The organism is Dokdonella fugitiva (assembly GCF_004342425.1).
Taxonomy (GTDB): domain Bacteria; phylum Pseudomonadota; class Gammaproteobacteria; order Xanthomonadales; family Rhodanobacteraceae; genus Dokdonella_A; species Dokdonella_A fugitiva.
Genome location: NZ_SLWQ01000007.1, coordinates 115,956 through 132,726, shown reverse-complemented (window position 1 = coordinate 132,726; position 16,771 = coordinate 115,956). Strand labels below are relative to the sequence as shown.

Below are 16,771 nucleotides of genomic sequence, written 5' to 3'. Positions count from 1 at the left end.
TCCGCCCATGCCGGCGACCCGGCCGGCATGGTCAAGTGGCGGCTTCATGCCGCGGGCAGGGGTCCGCGGCGAAACCCTCGCGGAGACGCACCGATGCGAACGAGCATCCTGATCCTGTCCTGCCTGTTCGCCTGCGGTGCCGCCGGGGCCAAGGACGACGGCGTGCCGACCGGCAAGCTGCCGGCCGACACGGCGCCGCTGCACTACGCGCTGCACCTGACGATCGATCCGCGCCGTGACCGCTTCGACGGCGAGGCGCGCATCCGCGTCAGGCTCGCCAAGGCGAGCGACCACGTCTGGCTGCACGCACAGCAGATGGACATCCGCGCCGTGCGCGCGACCGACGCCGCGGGCGCGGCGGTCGAGGCGAAGGCTGTCACGCACGGCGATACAGGCGTGCTCGAAGTGCGCTTCGCGCATCGCCTGCCCGCGCAGGAGGTCGAGCTCGCGTTCGATTACGACGCGCCGTTCAACGGCCAGCTCGAAGGCGTGTACAAGGTCAAGGTCGGCGACGATGCCTACGCGGTCACGCAGATGGAACCGGTCAGCGCGCGCCTCGCATTCCCCGGCTTCGACGAGCCGCGCTTCAAGGTGCCGTTCGATCTCGCGCTGACCGTGCCGGTGCAGGACGTCGCGGTCGCCAATACGCGGCCCGTGCGCGAGGAGAAGTCCGCCGACGCGAAGTGGAAGACGATCGCCTACGCGACCACGCCGCCGCTGCCGACCTACCTGGTCGCGTTCGCGGTCGGCCCGTGGGACGTCGCCGAGGCCGCGCCCATCCCGCCGAACGCGGTGCGCAAGAACGCGCTGCCGCTGCGCGCGATCGGTCCGCGCGGCAGCAAGGACAAGCTCGCCTGGGCGCTCGAGGTCGCGCCGGCGATCGTGAAGTTCTACGAGGACTACACCGCGCAGCCGTATCCGTTCGACAAGCTCGACCTGCTCGGCGCGCCGGATTTCTCCGCCGGCGCGATGGAGAACGCAGGCCTCATCATCTACCGCGACGCGTACCTCCTCACCGACGCGCAGTCGGCCGCGGACCACTACCGCAGCGTGTTCAACATCGAGGCGCACGAGATCGCCCACCAGTGGTACGGCGACCTCGTGACCGTGCCGTGGTGGGACGACATCTGGCTCAACGAGGCGTACGCGACCTGGGGCCAGGCGAAGGCGACCTCGGCGCTGCGGCCCGAATACCACGCCGACCTCGAGGCGCTCGAAAGCCGCCTCTACGCGATGGCGAACGACAGCCTGCTCAGCACGCGCAAGATCCGCCAGCCGATCCTCGGCCGCGGCGACATCGAGACCGCGTTCGACAGCATCACCTACCAGAAGGGCGCGGCGGTGCTCGCGATGTTCGAGACATGGGTCGGCGACGAACGCTTCCGCAAGGGCATGCGCGCCTACCTCGCGCGACGCGCGTTCGGCAGCGGCAGCTCGGACGACCTCATCGAGACGCTCGCCGAAGCGAGCGGCAAGGGCGAGACGTTCGCCAAGGCGATGCGCAGCTTCCTCGACCAGCCGGGCGTGCCGCTGGTGCGCAGCGAACTCGCCTGCGAAGCGGGCAAGGCGACGCTCACGCTCGCGCAGTCGCGCTACCTGCCGTACCAGGTGATGTCGAAGGACGCGCCGCGCTGGGGCGTGCCGGTCTGCGCGCGCTTCGGCCACGGCGGCGGCTCGGACACGCAGTGCTTCCTGCTCGAGCAGGCCGAGCAGCGCTTCGACGTCGCCGGCGCGTGCCCGGACTGGTACCTGCCCAATGCCGATGCGCGCGGCTATTACCGCTTCGATCTCGCCGCGGCCGACCTCGCCCGCCTCGGCGGCGCCGTCGCGACGCTTTCGGCGCCCGAACAACTCGTCTATGCCGATGCGATCGACAGCGGTTTCCGCCGCGGCAGCGTGGCCGCGGGCACCCTGCTCGACGCAATGCCCGCGCTCGCGGCCGCGCAGATGCCGCAGGTCGCGACCGCGCTGCTGCGCCGCTACGAATGGATCCGCGAGCACGTCGCCGACGCGTCGACGCGACCCGCGCTCGATGCCTGGGTCACGCGCCTGTACGCGCCGCGCCTCGCCAGGCTCGGCTGGCATCGCAAGGACGGCGAGCCCGGGACCGACACCGCACTGCGCACGCGCATCGCCGAGTTCCTCGCGATGGTCGTGCGCGACCCGGGCACGCGCGCCGAACTCGCCACGCAGGGTCGTGCCGCGCTCGGCCTCGATACCGGCAGCAAGCCCGATCTTTCGCGCGCCGACGCCGACCTGCGCGTGACCGCGCTCAAGGTGACCGTGCAGGATGGCGGCCAGGCCGCGTTCGACGCCGCGCAGGCCGCATTCGAGGCGAGCCGCGACACGACCGAACGCTACGCACTGCTCGCCGCGCTCGGCGCGACGCGCGATCCCGCGCTCGGCGAACGCGCGCGCGATTACGGCCTCGGTGCGGCGGTGCAGATCGGCGAGATGGGGCGCCTCTACGAAGCGCAGGCGGACGAGCCGGAGAACCGCGCCGCGCTGTGGCAGTGGCTTACCCGGCATTTCGAGGCGTACCGCAAGCGCCTGCCGCCGTTCGCGCAGGCGTGGCTGCCGAAGACGTTCGCGCCCGGCCGCTGCAGCGCCGCGGAGGCCGACGAGATGTCCGCGTTCCTTGCACCGCGCGTGAAGGAACTCATCGGCGGCGACCGCGGCCTCGGCCAGACACTCGAAGGCATCCGTCAATGCGGCGCGCTGCGCGAACACGTCGACCGCAAGGCGCTCGCCGAGTGGGTCGCGGGGCACGCGGCGAAGTAGGGCTTCGGAAACGCGCTGCGGTTCCGGATGGTCGAGGCCGCGGCAAGCGCCAGGGCAGAGCCGCAGCCTCCGATGCGAAGCGCACGAAGGAGAAGCGGAAGACGAAGAGTGCTCCGCTCGGGACGGACCGGTGTGATGAATTCGTCGCCCCGGCGAAAGCCGGCACCCCGCGCCTCGCCAGCGCTGGTTCCATCGAAGCGGGCGAGACTGGCGCCTGCTGCCGGCGCGGCCGGTCGTAACGTGATGATGCGGCAACACCCGAGTCGCCGCGCTCGCCGAGTACGACCACGATGGATCCGACCACCCCACCGACTCCGCCTCCCAACCTTCGCACGCTCAGCCGCGAAGCGTGCATCGCCGCCCTGTCGCTGTGCCTCGTCTTCGTCGCCGCACCCGTGGGCGCGGAAAGCGGCGAGGACTACGCGCGCGAAGCCGGCGCGGCACGCCTCGGCACGCGCGCGCCCGCCGCGCGCATGACGACGATCGACGGCGACACGATCGACCTCGCCGCATTGCGGGGCCACAAGGCCGTCTACCTCAAGTTCTGGGCGACCTGGTGCTCGCCATGCCGGGAACAGATGCCGCATTTCGAACGCGTGCAGCAGGGGGCTGGCGAAGACCTCGCCGTCGTCGCGGTCAACCTCGGCTTCGACGACACGCCGGAGCAGGTGCGCGCTTTCCGCGACGAATACGGACTCACGATGCCGATCGTGCGCGACGAGGACGGCCGGCTCGCCGGGCTGTTCGGCGTGCGCGTGACGCCACAGCATGTCGTCATCGGTCGCGACGGCGTGATCCGCCACGTCGGCCATCTCGCCGATGGGCGCGTCGACGCCGCGCTCGCCGAGGCACGTCGCGCGCCGGCCGGCGCGGTCGTCGAGAACGCGGACGCCGCGACGGATGCGCCGCCCGCCCTGCGCGTCGGTGACGTCGTGCCACCGACGCGGGTGCGCGCGCTCGGCGGCGACGAGGTCGCGCTTGCCGATCCCGAACGCCGGCGCCGCAGCGTGCTCGCGTTCCTCTCGCCCTGGTGCGAGGAGTATTTCGAGAAGACGCGGCCGGCCTCTTCGGCGCGCTGTCGCGCGCTGCGCGAACAGCTAGCGGGACTCGGTGCGGACACCGGCGAGCGCTGGCTCGGCGTCGCCTCCGCCCTGTGGGCGTCGGAACAGGACCTGCGCGAATGGCGCGACCGCGCCCATGTCGCGGTGCCACTCGTGTTCGACCGCGACGGCGCGCTGTTCCGCCGTTTCGGCATCTCGCGCGTGCCGTGCGTCGTCGTGCTGGATGCCGATGGGCGCGTCGAGCGGCGCATCGACTTCGAGCGTGACGACCTGCACGACGCGCTGCGCATGGGACTCATGCCGTGACCATGGCGGATGCTCCCATGAAGTCGACGTGGCACCCGGGCATGGGCGACCCACGCCATCGCGTTCGCATGGGCGCGCACTACAATGCGGATTCGTCCGTGACGGGCAGGGCGCGCTCGTTGCGCCCGGCCATGCAGGATGCCGCCTCGCGCGGCGATGGAGGTTCGATGTCGAAGGTCGTTTCACCGGCGGCGGTCGCCGCCGGCCTCACCGAATTGTGGTCGCCGCGCGTGGTCGCGTCGCTCGATGACTCCTACGTCAAGGTCGCCAAGGTGCACGGCACGTTCGGCTGGCACGCGCACGACGACGAGGACGAGCTGTTCTACGTCCTCGCCGGGCACCTGCGCATCGAAATGGCCGACGGTGCGGTCGAGCTCGACGCGGGCGATGCCTACGTCGTGCCCAAGGGCGTGCGCCACAATCCCGTCGCCGAGCAGGAGTGCCTCGTCATGCTGATCGAGCGCAAGACGACTCTGCACACCGGCTCGGAAATCAACGAGCACACGCGCAGCCTCGCCGACCAGTTGCGCGCGGTCTGAAGATTGCGCGCTCGTTCGCAGGCGTCGGTGTGCGCCGTGGTTGCCGCGCTCAGCGCACGCCGGTGCAGTCGAACGGCAGCATCACGTGCAACCCGTGCAGGTGTTCGCCGAACCACGGGCCTGCGAGCGTGAGCAATGCGCTGGCGAGCAGGGCCGCGGCGGCCGCGCGCCGGCCGCCGCGATGTGCGCCGAGCCGCGCGAAACGCTCTGCGCCGAACGCGGCCGCGAGCAGGGCCGGCGCGGTGCCGAGGCCGAACAGCAGCATCGTCGCGGCGCCGCGCGCGGCCCCGAGCTGCAGCGCGGCGATCAGCAACACGGTGTAGACGAAGCCGCACGGCATCCAGCCCCAGATCATGCCGAACGCGAACGCGCGCGGCAGGCTCGCGACCGGCAGCAGGCGGCGGCCGAGCGGGGCGAGGTGCGGCCAGAGACGCCGGCCGATGCCGAAGCCGGGGTCGCGCAGCCAGCCGGATGCGACGAGTGCGCCGAGCAGCAGCGCCGCCGCGCTCAATGCGCGCAGCGCGCGGCGCACGGACTCGACGTCGAGCAGCGCGATGAGGCCGCCCAACACGCCGCCGAGCAGCAGCCCGGTGAGCGCGTACGACGTGATGCGGCCGAGCTGGTAGGCGGCAAGCAGTCCCGGACGTGGCCGGCCGTCGGCGCGCTTCGCGGTCGCGATGCCGAGCGCAGCCGAGATGCCGCCGCACATGACGAGGCAGTGGCCGCTGGCGGCGAGACCGAGCAGGAGCGCGCCGGTGTAGGTGAGGAGGGCGGTCATGGGGCGGCTTGGCGAGGGCTGGGGGCCGAGGGCCGAGGGCTGGGTGAGGCTTCGCGTTCGCTGTCGCGCGGACGCGGTGCCGGTGCCTGGGCCGCGGCACTCGAAGGCGCCGGGGCACGGTGTTCGCCGGGACGACGAAGATGGTCGGCGGGGGCCTCGCCGGCGGCGTGCGGATCGTCGAGCAGCGGGAGCAGCTTCGGTGTGTCGAGGTCGTCGAACTGGTCGTGGTCGACGGCCCAGAAGAACGCGATGCCGGCACCGAGCGCGAGCAGGATCGACAGCGGGATCAGCACGAGCAGGACGTTCATGCGAGTGCCTCGTGCGGGTGCGGGAGCGCGGGCTTCGCACGGCGGCGGCGACCGATGCGCGTCGCATTCACCACGACGGCGAGCGAACTCGCCGACATGCCGAGCGCGGCGAGCCACGGCGGCACGAGGCCGAGCGCGCCGAATGGCACCGCGACGACGTTGTAGGCGAGCGCCCAGCGCTGGTTGAGGCGCAGCACGCGCATCGTCTCGCGCGCGATCGTGACCGCTTCCGGCAGCGCGCCGAGGTCGGCGCGCGCGAGCACGACGTCGCTCGAGGCCTGCGCGAGGTCGCTGCCGCTGCCGATCGCGACCGCGACGTCGGCCCCGGCGAGCACCGGGGCATCATTGATGCCGTCGCCGACCGCGATCAGGCGCGCGCCGTGTGCGCGCAGCGCGCGCAGGCGCTCGAGCTTGTCGGCCGGCGACTGCCGCGCGCGCCACTGCGCGACGCCGAGGCGCCGCGCGAGCGCGGCGACCTTCGAGGCCGCGTCGCCGCTGGCGATCTCGACGGCGAGGCCTGCACCAGTGAGTGCGTCGATCGCGTCGTGCGCGCCCGGGCGCAGGTGTTCGCCGATCCGGAAGGTAGCGACGAGGCCGTCGTCATCGGCGAGCACCACGGCGTCGTCGTGGGTGGTCGCGCCGTCGCCGTCGGTTCCCGGCATGCGCGCGGATGACGAACGAGGGTCCAGCGCGAAGTCGGCGCGACCGAGGCGCAGTTCGCGTCCGCCGATGCGGCCGCGCAGTCCGAGCCCGGCGACTTCTTCGACCTCGCATGCGACAGCCGGTCCGGCATGGGCGTCGTTGCCGGCCGCGGCGATGATCGCGCGCGAGACGGGATGGTGGCTGTGGCGTGCGAGCGCGGCCGCGAGTGCGAGTGCGTCGGCGCCGGCCGAAGTGCGCGCGTCGATGCGCTCGACGGCGACGCCGGGTTCGGTCAGCGTGCCGGTCTTGTCGAACACGACATGGGTCGCGCCGGCGAGCGTCTCGATCGCATCGGGATGCACGACGAGCACGCCGCGGCGCGCGAGCAGCGCGAGCGCGCGCGTGAGCGCGGCCGGCACCGCGAGCGCGAACGCGCACGGGCACGACACGACGAGCACGGCAAGCGTCGCGGCGAACGCGCGCGTCGGTTCGACCATGCTCCAGCCGGCCGCGGTGAGCGCCGCGAGCGCGAGCACGCGCGCGACGAAGCGCGCCGCGGCGCGTTCGCCCGCGCGCGCGAGGCGCGGGCGCTCGGCCTGCGCGCGCGAGACGAGCGCGACGATGCCGGCGAGCGCCGTATCGGCGCCGACGCGCTCGACGCGCAGCCGCGCCGGGCCCTCGACGACGATGCTGCCGGCGACGAGCGTGTCGCCGTCGCGCCGCGCGACTGGCGCGGATTCGCCGGAGAGGAGCGCCTCGTCGACGCGGCAGGCGGCGCCGACGAGCACGCCGTCGGCAGGCACCGCGAGGCCGCTCGCGACGCGGACGTGGTCGCCGGGGTGGAGTTCCGCCGCGGCGATCCGCTCGGTTGAACCGTCGGCGAGGATGCGCTCCGCGAACGCGGGCGTCAGCCTGGCGAGCGCGTCGCCGAGATCGCCCGCGCGGTGGCGCGCATGCATCTCGAGCTGGCGACCGAGCAGCAGGAAGAACACGAACATGCTGACCGAGTCGAAGTACACCTCGCGTCCGCCGCGGACCGCCTCGACCACGCTGGCGGCGTAGATCAGCGCGAGCGCGAGCGATACCGGCACGTCCATCGACAGGTGGCGGGCGCGCAGCGCACGCCATGCGCCGGCGAAGAACGGTCGCGCCGCGTACAGCACGACCGGCGAGGCGACGAGCAGGCCGAGCCAGCGGAACAGGTCGCGCGTGCTCGCATCCATGCCGTCGAAGGCGCCGAGATAGAGCGCGCTCGCGTACATCATCGCCTGCATCGCGCCGAAGCCGGCGACGACGAGGCACTTGAGCGCGGCGCGCGATTCGGCGCGGCGGCTGTCGTCGAGCGCGCCCGCGTCGAGGGGCAGCGCGCGGTAGCCGGCGCGCTCGAAGGCATCGAGCACGCGCGCGAGTTCGCAGCGCGCATCGTCCCAGACGATGCGCGCACGGCGCGCGGCCGCGTTGACCACCACGCGTTCGACGCCGGGTAGCGAGCCGAGCATGCGTTCGATGAGCCAGACACAGGCCGCGCAGCGCACGCCGTCGACGAGCACGAGCGCCTCGTGCCGGCCGTCGCCGAGGTCGCGCACGACGTGGCGCGCGAGGTCGGCGCGTCGCCACGTCGCCGCTTCGCCCATGCCGTCGCGCGGGCGCGCCGCGGGTTCGCTGCGCAGCCGGTAGTAGTCGGCGAGGCCGAGCTGGTCGATCCATTCGGCGGCGCCACGGCAACCGTGGCAACACACGGCGTGCGCGACACCGGCGACCGTCGCCTCGAGCGGTTCGCCCGCGGGCAAGGGTTCGCCGCAGTGCCAGCACGCGCCGGTCATGGCATCGGCGCCGGTGCGGGCGCGGCCGGCGGCGCCTCGCCGAGCGGCATCTTCATGAGCTCGCCGCCGGTCGGCAGCGCTTCGTCGGCATGGCGTGCGCCGAGCACGATCATGAGCACGCAGCCGCCGAGCGAGGCGGCGAACAGCAGTGCGCCGAGCCAGGCCACGGGCTGGCGATACCACGCCGAACCGGCGTGTTCAGCGCGTCGTGGTGTCGTGCGAGCGTGCATGGACCCAGGCCGCGATGAGGCGCGCCTCGGTGTCGTCGAGGCGCGTGCGCCAGGCGGGCATCGTGCCGCCGCGGCCGTCGCGGATCGTCTTCTCGATCGTCGCGAGGTCGCCGCCGTAGAGCCAGATGGCGTCGGTGAGGTTCGGCGCGCCGAGTGCGGTATTGCCGGTGCCGGTCGCGCCGTGGCAGGCCGAGCACACCGCGAACGTCGCCTTGCCGGCCGCGGCCTTCGTCGGCGAATGGTCGGCGCCGGAAAGGCTGAGTACGTAGTTGGCGACGTTCTCGATCGTCGCCGCGTCGAACGTGCCGCCGAACGGCGGCATCGTGCCGTGGCGGCCGTCCTGGATGCTCGCGAGGATCGCCGCACCGTCGCCGCCATAGAGCCAGTCGGCATCGACGAGGTTGGGCGCGCCGAGCAGCCGGTTGCCGTGGCCGTCGCGGCCGTGGCACGCGGCGCAGTTGTCGACGAACAGCCGTCCGCCCATGCGCGTCGCATCGGCATCGCCGGCGAGGCGCTCGACCGGCTGCCCGGCGAAGCGCTGCAGCAGCGGATCGAGGCGCGCGCGATTGGCGGCGACGTCCTGCGCGAGTTCGCCGTGCGCGGTCCAGCCCAGCATGCCCTTGTACGCGCCGAAGCCGGGATAGAGCGCGAGGTAGGCGAAGCCGACGACGAACATCGACGCGGACAGCACCACCCACCATAGCGGCAAGGTGCGCACGCCCTCGCGCAGCACGCCGTGCGCCCAGACGTGGCCGCTGGTGCCGTCCGGCTGCACCGGGATTTTCACGCGCTGTCCCCAGATGAACAGGAACAGCGTGATACCGAGGTTGAGAACGACCAGGAACATGATCCAGGCCGACCAGAACGGACTCATGGCGCTTCCTCGTCGTGCATGGGCAGGCGCGCGAGCGCGTCGTACTTGTTCCGGTGGCGCGCGTTCCACACCCAGATCCAGGTGCCGACGAAACTCAGCATCGTCGCCAGCGTCACCGCGCCGACGAGGTGTCCCCAGAATGGCGTGATGGTCATGGCGCGCTCCCTCCGGTCGCAGCGGCTGCCGTGTCCGCGGTCTTCGCGGCATTGTTGATGCCGAGGCCCTGCAGGTAGGCGATCAGCGCTTCCATCTCGGTGTGGCCACTCACGGCCGCCTGCGCGCCGGCAATGTCGGCGTCGGTGTACGGATCGCCGAGCATGCGCAGGGTGCGCATGCGTGCCTCGATGTCGGCAGGATCGAGCATCGCCTGCGACAGCCACGGGTAGGCTGGCATGTTCGATTCGGGCACGACCGAGCGCGGATCGCGCAGGTGCAGGCGTTGCCATTCGTCGGTGTACTTGCCGCCGACGCGCGCGAGATCGGGGCCGGTGCGCTTGGAGCCCCATTGGAACGGACGGTCGTAGACCGATTCGCCGGCGACCGAGAAATGGCCGTAGCGCTCGGTCTCGGCGCGCAGTGCGCGCACCATCTGCGAATGGCACAGGTAGCAGCCTTCGCGCACGTAGACGTCCTTGCCGGCGAGGCGCAGCGCGTCGTACGGCTTGACACCGTCGGCCGGCTGCACCGTATGCGCGGCCATGAATAGCGGCGTGATCTCGGCCAGGCCACCGATCGACACCATGATCGCGATGAGCACGCCGAGCAACCCGGCGTGCTTCTCGACCGCTTCGAAATATCTATACCCGCCCGCCATGTCTGTTGTCGCTCTTGGTTGAAGAGTGCGGCCATGGATGGCCGCTTCTGGACTGCCACCGTGAGATCACCATCATGATCCCGTCGATCCTTTGTGCCGGCGCGCACGGACGCGCGCACCAGCGACGAAGGCGCGCACTAGTACACCGGCAAGGGCGCCGGCACCTGGTGCGCCTCCGGCTCCGGAATCGGCACCGGGATCGGCGTGATCAGCCGTGCGCGCGCCTGCGCCGCGGTGTGCCAGAGGTTCCACGCCATCACGACCATGCCGCTGAGCACGAGCACGCCTCCGAGCCAGCGCACCGCGTACCACGGCTTGATCGCGATGAGGCTGTCGATGAAGGCGTAGGTGAGCGAGCCGTCCGCGTTCGTCGCGCGCCACATCAGGCCTTCGGTGACGCCCGCGGTCCACATCGCGACCACGTACAGCAGCAGGCCGGCCGTGTGCAGCCAGAAATGCAGTTCCATCGCGCGCACCGAGTGCATCGCCGGCCGGCCGAGCGCGCGGGGCGCCATCGCGTAGAGCGAGCCGATCGTGATCATCGCGACCCAGCCGATCGAACCCGAATGCACGTGCGCGACGGTCCAGTCGGTGTAGTGCGACAGCGAGTTCACCGTCTTGATCGCCATCATCGAGCCTTCGAAGGTCGAGGCGGCGTAGAACACCAGCGCGAGCACCATGAACTTCGCGGCCGGGTCGGTCTTGAGCCGGTGCCACGAGCCGTTGAACGTGAGCAGGCCGTTCGCCGCCGAACCCCAGCTCGGCATGAGCAGGATCAGCGAGAACGCCATGCCGACCGACTGCACCCAGTCGGGCAGCGCGGTGTACATGAGGTGGTGCGAGCCGGCCCACATGTAGACCGAGATCAGCGCCCAGAAGTTGACGATCGAGAAGCGGTAGCTCCAGAGCGGCTGCTGCGCCTGGCGCGGCACGAAGTAGTACATCATGCCGAGGAAGCCCGCGGTCAGGAAGAACGCGACCGCGTTGTGGCCGTACCACCACTGCACCATCGCGTCGACGACGCCGGAATAGACCGGGTAGGACTTCCACAGCGACACCGGCAGCGCGATGTTGTTGACGACGTGCAGCAGGCCGACCGCGATGATGAACGCGCCGTAGTACCAGTTGGCGACGTAGATGTGGCGGATGCGCCGGCGCGCGAGCGTGGCGAAGAACACCGTACCGAACGATACCCAGACGATCGCGACGAGGATGTCGATGAACCACTCCGGCTCGGCGTACTCCTTGCTCTGCGTGATGCCGAGCGGCATCGTCAGCATCGCGAGCACGCAGGCGAGCTGCCAGCCCCAGAACGTGAACCTGGCGAGGCGGCCGAGCGCGAGCCGCGTGTGGCCGGTGCGCTGCACGACGTAGTAGCAGGTGCCCATCAGCGCGGAGCCGCCGAACGCGAAGATCACGCCGAACGTATGGTCGGGACGCAGGCGGCTGAAGCTGAGCCAGGGGATGCCGAGGTTGAACACCGGCCATGCGAGCTCGGCCGCGATCCAGCAACCGATCGTCATGCCGATGATGCCCCACACCGCCGCCGCGAGCAGGAACAGGCGCACGATCTGGTCGTCGTAGGTTTCCGTCTTGGGCATCGCAGCCTCCAGCAAACGCGTATTGTCGACGGAGGCCGCCTCGGGCGATCGCGGCCTGCGTCAAGTCACCGCATGCCGGGCCTGCGGCAACCCGTCGCAGCCGTCGCGTCAGTCCTTCGCGAGCACGCGCTTGGCGGCGGCGACGAAATCGGGATCGGCTTCGCCGAGGCGATCGCTGCGCGCGACGACCCGGCCCTCGGCATCGAGCAGCACGAGCGCGCTCGAATGACTGAACTCGCGGTTCTCGAGTTGCTTGTACTGGATGCCGAGCAGCGCGGCGAGAGTGCGCACGTGCGCCTTGTCGGTGCGCGCGAGGCGCCAGCGCGACGTGTCGAGATGGCGCTTGTCGGCGACGCGCTTGAGCGCCTCGGGCGTGTCGTTGTCGGGATCGAGGCTGACAAGCAGCACGTCGATGCGCGCGCGCTCGGCCGGCGCAAGTTCGCGCTCGGTCTTGAGCAGCGTGTCGATGATCAGCGGGCAGACGTACTTGCACGAGGTGTAGAACATGCTGACGATGCGCGCGCGACCGCGGCCGTCCGCGTAGGTGAAGCCGCGAGCGTCCTGGTCGACGAGCGGCACCACGAGGTGATACGTCGAATCGCGCGGCGGCTCGGCCGCCTGCGCGCGCCCGACCACGAAGCCGAGGCCGAGCAGCGCGATGCAGAGCGCGACGAGGCGCAGGATCGAACGCAACCGCGGCACCGGTGCAGCGTCGCCATGCGTGTCGGTGGTGCCGCAAGCGAGGCAGGGCAGGGCCTCGCGCTCGCCGGGTTCTTGCGTCGGTTTCATGGTTTCACCGCAGGTTCGATGGAGCGTGCGCAGCGGAAGCCGAGGTTGGCGGTGGTGTCCGCCGCCTGCAGCGACGACAGCAGGGCGATGCGCATGAGCAGGGCGTAGTTGTCGCGGTCGCGCAGGCTGAGCGCGGCCGAGCCGCAGAACTTGAGCCGGTCGGGATCGTTCTGGTCGCGGCTGTCGGACGTGACCATCATCGACGCCTGGTCCTCGACCCATTCCCAGACGAGCCCGTGCAGGTCGCGCACGCCGTAGAGGTTCGGTGCGCCGCCGATCGCCGCGAGCGGCGCGTTCGACGGTTTCGCATACCAGTCGAGCAGTTGCTTGCGCCAGGCGGCGTCACCGCGTGCATCGGCGACGCTCGCGCTCGCCGCGGCGGCGCGTTCCCATTCGATCCAGCTCGGCAGGCGCGCCTGCTCCGATTCGCAGTAGGCCTGCGCGGCGAACCAGCTCACCTGGGTGACCGGCTGCGCCGGCAGCGCCTGTTCGCCGAGCGCATCGGCGGCCTGCCAATGCATGAGGTAGCGCGCATCGGCGAACACGCTCGGCACCTGGTCGCGGCGCCATTGGGGATGTGCCGTGACGAACGCGAGGAACTCGGCGTTCGTCACGGGTTCGACGCGCAGCGCGTACGCGGCGAGCGGCACCGGCTTCGCATCGGCTTCGGTTTCGATCACGCTGACGAAGTCCGTCGCGGGAATCGGCACATAGGCCGGCGCGGTGGCGCCGATGCACGGCGCCATCGCGAACGCCGCGGTCGCGGCGCCGGCGAGGACGGTCGTGCATCGACGGATGGCGCGCGCATTCATGCCGGCGGCCGCTCAGTGCTCCGCCGGCGCGGCCGCGGGCGGCGTCGCCCGCACCTTGGCCGCGTCTTCCTTGGTGACCTGGCCGCCCGGATTGCCCCAGCTGTTGAGCACGTAGGTCGCGATGTTGGCGACTTCGTCGTCGGTGAGCTGGGTCATGGGCGGCATCACCGAGTTGTACTCGGTGCCGTTCACCGTGACCTTGCCGCTGAGGCCGTGCAGCATGATCTCGACGATGCGCTTCGGCTCGGCGGCGAGCAGGCTCGACTTCGCCAGCGGCGGGAACACGTTCGCGAGGCCCTCGCCATTGGCCTGGTGGCAGACCGAGCACGTGCCGGTGAAGAGCACCTGGCCCGCCTTGATCTGGTCTTCCTTCGTCAGCGCGCCGCTCGCGGCCGCCTTCGCCGCGGCGGCGACGGGCTTGAGGTTCGGTTCCGAACGATCGCCGAGGTAGACCGAATCGACTTCCTTGCCCGAATAGATCGCCTTGTTCTCCGGCCCGTCGACCTTGAGGATCGCCAGCGCGCCCTTGTTGAACGCGCGGAAGATCGAGTGGTCGACCATCACGTAGCTGCCGGGCACCTCGGTGTGGAATTCGACGATCGCGGCGCCGCCGGCGGGGATCAGCGTGGTCTGCACGTTTTCCTGCGGATGCGTGCCGCCTTCCTGCTGCACGCGGTCGAAGATCTCGCCGATCACGTGGAAACTCGAGACGAGGTTCGGGCCGCCGTTGCCGACGAACAGGCGCACGGTCTCGTTGGTCTTCGCGGCGAGCGCCTTGTCGCCGGTCAGCGCGCCTTCGTGGCCGTTGAACAGCACGTAGGTCGGCGATTCGTCGATCGCCTTCTCCATGTCGAACGGCTGGTGGCCCTTCTCGCGGTACTTGCCGGTCGTGTAGAAGTCGCCCTGCATCACGTAGTACTCGTGGTCGACCTTCGGCAGCCCTTCGGGCGGCTCGACGAGGATCAGGCCGTACATGCCGTTGGCGACGTGCATGCCGACCGGCGCGGTCGCGCAGTGGTAGACGTAGATGCCCTGGTTGAGCGCCTTGAACGTGAACTGCGATTCGTGGCCGGGCGCGGTGAAACTCGAGGCGGCGCCGCCGCCGGGGCCGGTCACGCCATGCAGGTCGATGTTGTGCGGCATCTTGCTGTCGGGCGAGTTCTTGAGGTGGAACTCGACCGTGTCGCCCTGGCGCACGCGGATGAAGCTGCCGGGGACGGTGCCGCCGAAGGTCCAGAACGTGTAGGTGACGCCTTCGGAGATCGGCATCTCCTTCTCGATGACTTCGAGTTCGACGATCACTTTCGCCGGATGGTTGCGATTGGTCGGCGGCGGCACCTCGGGTGGACTCGTCAGCACCGCGTGCACCGGTTCGCCCTGCGGCGGGCCGAAATCGCCCTTGGCCGAGCCGCCGGTGGTGGCGACGGGAGGGGCGGCAGCGGCTTCATTCGTACCGGTCGAGCGACCGGTGCAGCCGGCCAGTACGGCGGCGCTGACGGCGACGGCGAGCAGCAAGCGTTTCATCGGAAATCCCCTCGGGCAGTGATCGGTTTCTCTACGGTGGCCAGCTTCTCCGACGCGAACACGGGGCGCCTTGATCGGGATCAAGGGCGGCTGTGTACAAGGATACTCTTCCTGCGACCGAACGTCGCAGCGGGGGTGCCCCGGCCCCTACGCGGACAGCGCCCAGGCGAGCAGCAGGGCGGCGTCGATCGCGAGCACGCCGCCGGCCAGCGGGCGGGCGAACGGCAGGCCACCGGCGGCGAACGCGGCGATGGCCTTGACGAGCGAATTGGCGACGAAGGCGAGCACGAGCCCGAGTGCGGCCTGCGCCATCGGCAGGGTCGCCGTCGCCGCGAGTTCGCCGAGCGACACCGTTGCCGCGTGCACGTCGGCGAGGCCGGTCGCCGCCGCGGCGATCAGCGCGCCGCGCTCGCCGATCCACGCATGCAGTGCGGCGGCGAGCAGCAACGCGGCGGCGACGATCGCCGCGAACAGCAACGCATGGCGCAGGTCGAACGGCCGCGATCGGGTGGTGGCAGGCGTGTCCTCGACGACCGCGCGGGCACGCGCGACGAAGACCGCGGCGAATGCCGCGGCGATCGCGCCGGCCGCGGCCAGCGCCGGCGCGAGCGCGAGCAGCAGCGGCGGCGACGTCGCCGCGAGGATGATGCCGATCTGCACCACGGTCGGCACGTTGGACAGCAGTGCGGCCGCGATCGCCGCGTCGCGTGCCTGCGGCGTCGCGGTCGCGCGCTGGCCCATGCTGCCGATCGTCGCCGTGCTCGAGACGAAGCCGCCGAGGAAGCCGGCGAGCAGCAGCCCGCGCCGCGCGCCGAGCAGGCGCAGCGCGACGTAGCCGGCCGCATTGATCGCCATCACGAGCACGACGAGCAGCCACAGCGTGCGTGGATTGAGCACGCCGAACGGATCGATCGCGCGGTCGGGCAGCAGCGGCAGCACGATCAGCGCGGAGGCGGCGAGCAGCAGCAGGTCGTCGAGCTCGGCGTCGCCGAGCGACTGGCGCGTGAAGCGATGCAGCCACGGCTTGCTCGCGAGCACGATCGCGACGAGCACGTACAGGCCGGCGGCGAGTTGCGCGCGCGTCGCGGCGAGCGCGCCGAGCAGGTAGACGACGAGCAGCGCGATCTCGCTGGTCAGGCCGGGATCGCGGCTGCGCGACTGCCGGTAGGCGAGGCCGGCGAACCCCGCGATCGCGAGGCCACCGAGCACGAGCGCCGCGTCGCCGAGCAGGGCGCAGACCGTGCCGCAGAGCGCCGCGAGCACGCAGGTGCGCGCGCCGATCGCATCGCGCTCGGCGCCCGTGCCCTTGCTGCGCTCGCGTTCGATGCCGACCAGCAGGCCACCGCCGAGCGCGGCGAGGAAGCCGTACAGGAGCGCGGTTGCGGGCATCGCCTGGCTCAGTGGACGAGTCGGCCGAGTATGCCCCAGGGGTCGTGCGCGCGCGCGATGGTCACGATGAACGCGAACACGAACAGCGCCGCGAAGTAGCTCGCCACCTGCACGCGGCGCGTGCGACCGCGCTTGAGCGCGAGCGTGCCGAGCACGATGTAGACGACGAGCAGCAGCACCTTGGCGGTGAGCCACGCGTGCACGAACGGATACTGGTGCAGGATCGTCACGAGCATGAGCGCGGCAGTCAGCAGCGTCGTGTCGATCGCATAGGAAAGCCAGCGCAGCGCGGCGTGTCGCGCGAGCGGCGAGCGCGCGAGCATGAGCATGCCTCGCAGCATGAACAGGGCGCCGGAGAGGATCACGGCGGTGACATGGACGAGCTTGATCTGGGGGTAGAACTCGATCACGTTCGAGGCTCGGTGGTCGGCGGAACTCGCCGCTACGCGGCTCGACCCGCCCTGCGGGACGAGGGCCGCGACGTTAGCATGGCGTCATTC

General features: G+C 71.1%; 16 protein-coding genes. 3 read left to right on the top strand and 13 right to left on the bottom strand.

What is annotated here, in order from left to right; genetic code table 11:
- The first annotated feature begins 93 nt into the window (after positions 1-93).
- From EV148_RS13160 to EV148_RS13150, 3 genes are all read left to right on the top strand, one after another.
- Positions 94-2,781: a M1 family metallopeptidase gene (locus tag EV148_RS13160; protein WP_158287461.1), complete on the top strand. Its 2,688-nt coding sequence runs from the start codon at positions 94-96 to the stop codon at positions 2,779-2,781.
- A gap of 290 nt (positions 2,782-3,071) precedes the next feature.
- Positions 3,072-4,148: a redoxin domain-containing protein gene (locus tag EV148_RS13155; RefSeq protein ID WP_241988087.1), complete on the top strand. Its 1,077-nt coding sequence runs from the start codon at positions 3,072-3,074 to the stop codon at positions 4,146-4,148.
- Between the two features lie 17 nt (positions 4,149-4,165).
- Positions 4,166-4,687 (top strand): cupin domain-containing protein, encoded by a 522-nt coding sequence (locus tag EV148_RS13150; RefSeq protein WP_241988086.1) that lies wholly within the window; start codon positions 4,166-4,168, stop codon positions 4,685-4,687.
- A 49-nt stretch (positions 4,688-4,736) separates the two neighbouring features.
- Here EV148_RS13150 and EV148_RS13145 read toward each other — a convergent pair whose 3' ends face one another.
- The 13 genes from EV148_RS13145 to EV148_RS13085 form a co-directional block, all read right to left on the bottom strand.
- Positions 4,737-5,465, bottom strand: a complete 729-nt coding sequence (locus EV148_RS13145) for a sulfite exporter TauE/SafE family protein (protein ID WP_131998989.1) — start codon at positions 5,463-5,465, stop codon at positions 4,737-4,739.
- On the bottom strand, positions 5,462-5,773 hold the full coding sequence (ccoS, locus tag EV148_RS19105) for a cbb3-type cytochrome oxidase assembly protein CcoS (RefSeq protein WP_131998987.1): 312 nt from the start codon (positions 5,771-5,773) through the stop codon (positions 5,462-5,464). Before ccoS ends, EV148_RS13145 begins: the two co-directional genes overlap by 4 nt.
- Entirely contained in the window at positions 5,770-8,238 is a 2,469-nt protein-coding gene (locus tag EV148_RS13135) for a heavy metal translocating P-type ATPase (RefSeq protein WP_131998985.1), read from the bottom strand. The genes ccoS and EV148_RS13135 overlap by 4 nt, the downstream gene beginning before the upstream one ends.
- Positions 8,235-8,405, bottom strand: coding sequence for a hypothetical protein (locus tag EV148_RS13130; RefSeq protein WP_182518078.1), 171 nt, complete (start codon positions 8,403-8,405; stop codon positions 8,235-8,237). Before EV148_RS13130 ends, EV148_RS13135 begins: the two co-directional genes overlap by 4 nt.
- A gap of 31 nt (positions 8,406-8,436) precedes the next feature.
- Entirely contained in the window at positions 8,437-9,342 is a 906-nt protein-coding gene (gene ccoP, locus EV148_RS13125) for a cytochrome-c oxidase, cbb3-type subunit III (RefSeq protein WP_131998981.1), read from the bottom strand.
- Entirely contained in the window at positions 9,339-9,497 is a 159-nt protein-coding gene (locus EV148_RS13120) for a cbb3-type cytochrome oxidase subunit 3 (protein ID WP_131998979.1), read from the bottom strand. The genes ccoP and EV148_RS13120 overlap by 4 nt, the downstream gene beginning before the upstream one ends.
- The gene (gene ccoO, locus EV148_RS13115) at positions 9,494-10,156 is read right to left on the bottom strand and encodes a cytochrome-c oxidase, cbb3-type subunit II (protein ID WP_131998977.1); all 663 of its coding nucleotides are present in this window, start codon (positions 10,154-10,156) and stop codon (positions 9,494-9,496) included. The genes EV148_RS13120 and ccoO overlap by 4 nt, the downstream gene beginning before the upstream one ends.
- Positions 10,157-10,293: 137 nt before the next feature.
- Positions 10,294-11,757, bottom strand: coding sequence for a cytochrome-c oxidase, cbb3-type subunit I (gene ccoN / locus EV148_RS13110; protein ID WP_131998975.1), 1,464 nt, complete (start codon positions 11,755-11,757; stop codon positions 10,294-10,296).
- A 108-nt stretch (positions 11,758-11,865) separates the two neighbouring features.
- Positions 11,866-12,546, bottom strand: coding sequence for an SCO family protein (locus EV148_RS13105; RefSeq protein ID WP_131998973.1), 681 nt, complete (start codon positions 12,544-12,546; stop codon positions 11,866-11,868).
- Positions 12,543-13,358 carry a formylglycine-generating enzyme family protein gene (locus EV148_RS13100; protein ID WP_241988085.1) on the bottom strand — a complete coding sequence of 272 codons (816 nt, stop codon included), beginning with the start codon at positions 13,356-13,358 and terminating at the stop codon, positions 12,543-12,545. The genes EV148_RS13105 and EV148_RS13100 overlap by 4 nt, the downstream gene beginning before the upstream one ends.
- A gap of 12 nt (positions 13,359-13,370) precedes the next feature.
- Positions 13,371-14,882: a copper-containing nitrite reductase gene (gene nirK / locus EV148_RS13095; RefSeq protein WP_131998971.1), complete on the bottom strand. Its 1,512-nt coding sequence runs from the start codon at positions 14,880-14,882 to the stop codon at positions 13,371-13,373.
- A gap of 147 nt (positions 14,883-15,029) precedes the next feature.
- Positions 15,030-16,271, bottom strand: coding sequence for an MgtC/SapB family protein (locus EV148_RS13090; protein ID WP_131998969.1), 1,242 nt, complete (start codon positions 16,269-16,271; stop codon positions 15,030-15,032).
- 8 nt (positions 16,272-16,279) lie between these two features.
- Positions 16,280-16,681 (bottom strand): SirB2 family protein, encoded by a 402-nt coding sequence (locus tag EV148_RS13085; protein ID WP_131998967.1) that lies wholly within the window; start codon positions 16,679-16,681, stop codon positions 16,280-16,282.
- Positions 16,682-16,771 lie beyond the last annotated feature (90 nt).

Excerpts from the sequence above, each read along its gene's own strand:
- EV148_RS13120 (WP_131998979.1), bottom strand. The coding sequence starts at position 9,497 with ATGACCATCACGCCATTCTGGGGACACCTCGTCGGCGCGGTGACGCTG.
- ccoS (WP_131998987.1), bottom strand. The coding sequence starts at position 5,773 with ATGAACGTCCTGCTCGTGCTGATCCCGCTGTCGATCCTGCTCGCGCTC.
- EV148_RS13090 (WP_131998969.1), bottom strand. The coding sequence starts at position 16,271 with ATGCCCGCAACCGCGCTCCTGTACGGCTTCCTCGCCGCGCTCGGCGGT.
- nirK (WP_131998971.1), bottom strand. The coding sequence starts at position 14,882 with ATGAAACGCTTGCTGCTCGCCGTCGCCGTCAGCGCCGCCGTACTGGCC.
- ccoP (WP_131998981.1), bottom strand. The coding sequence starts at position 9,342 with ATGAGTCCGTTCTGGTCGGCCTGGATCATGTTCCTGGTCGTTCTCAAC.
- ccoN (WP_131998975.1), bottom strand. The coding sequence starts at position 11,757 with ATGCCCAAGACGGAAACCTACGACGACCAGATCGTGCGCCTGTTCCTG.
- ccoO (WP_131998977.1), bottom strand. The coding sequence starts at position 10,156 with ATGGCGGGCGGGTATAGATATTTCGAAGCGGTCGAGAAGCACGCCGGG.
- EV148_RS13150 (WP_241988086.1), top strand. The coding sequence starts at position 4,166 with ATGAAGTCGACGTGGCACCCGGGCATGGGCGACCCACGCCATCGCGTT.
- EV148_RS13105 (WP_131998973.1), bottom strand. The coding sequence starts at position 12,546 with ATGAAACCGACGCAAGAACCCGGCGAGCGCGAGGCCCTGCCCTGCCTC.
- EV148_RS13160 (WP_158287461.1), top strand. The coding sequence starts at position 94 with ATGCGAACGAGCATCCTGATCCTGTCCTGCCTGTTCGCCTGCGGTGCC.
- EV148_RS13155 (WP_241988087.1), top strand. The coding sequence starts at position 3,072 with ATGGATCCGACCACCCCACCGACTCCGCCTCCCAACCTTCGCACGCTC.
- EV148_RS13135 (WP_131998985.1), bottom strand. The coding sequence starts at position 8,238 with ATGACCGGCGCGTGCTGGCACTGCGGCGAACCCTTGCCCGCGGGCGAA.
- EV148_RS13100 (WP_241988085.1), bottom strand. The coding sequence starts at position 13,358 with ATGAATGCGCGCGCCATCCGTCGATGCACGACCGTCCTCGCCGGCGCC.
- EV148_RS13145 (WP_131998989.1), bottom strand. The coding sequence starts at position 5,465 with ATGACCGCCCTCCTCACCTACACCGGCGCGCTCCTGCTCGGTCTCGCC.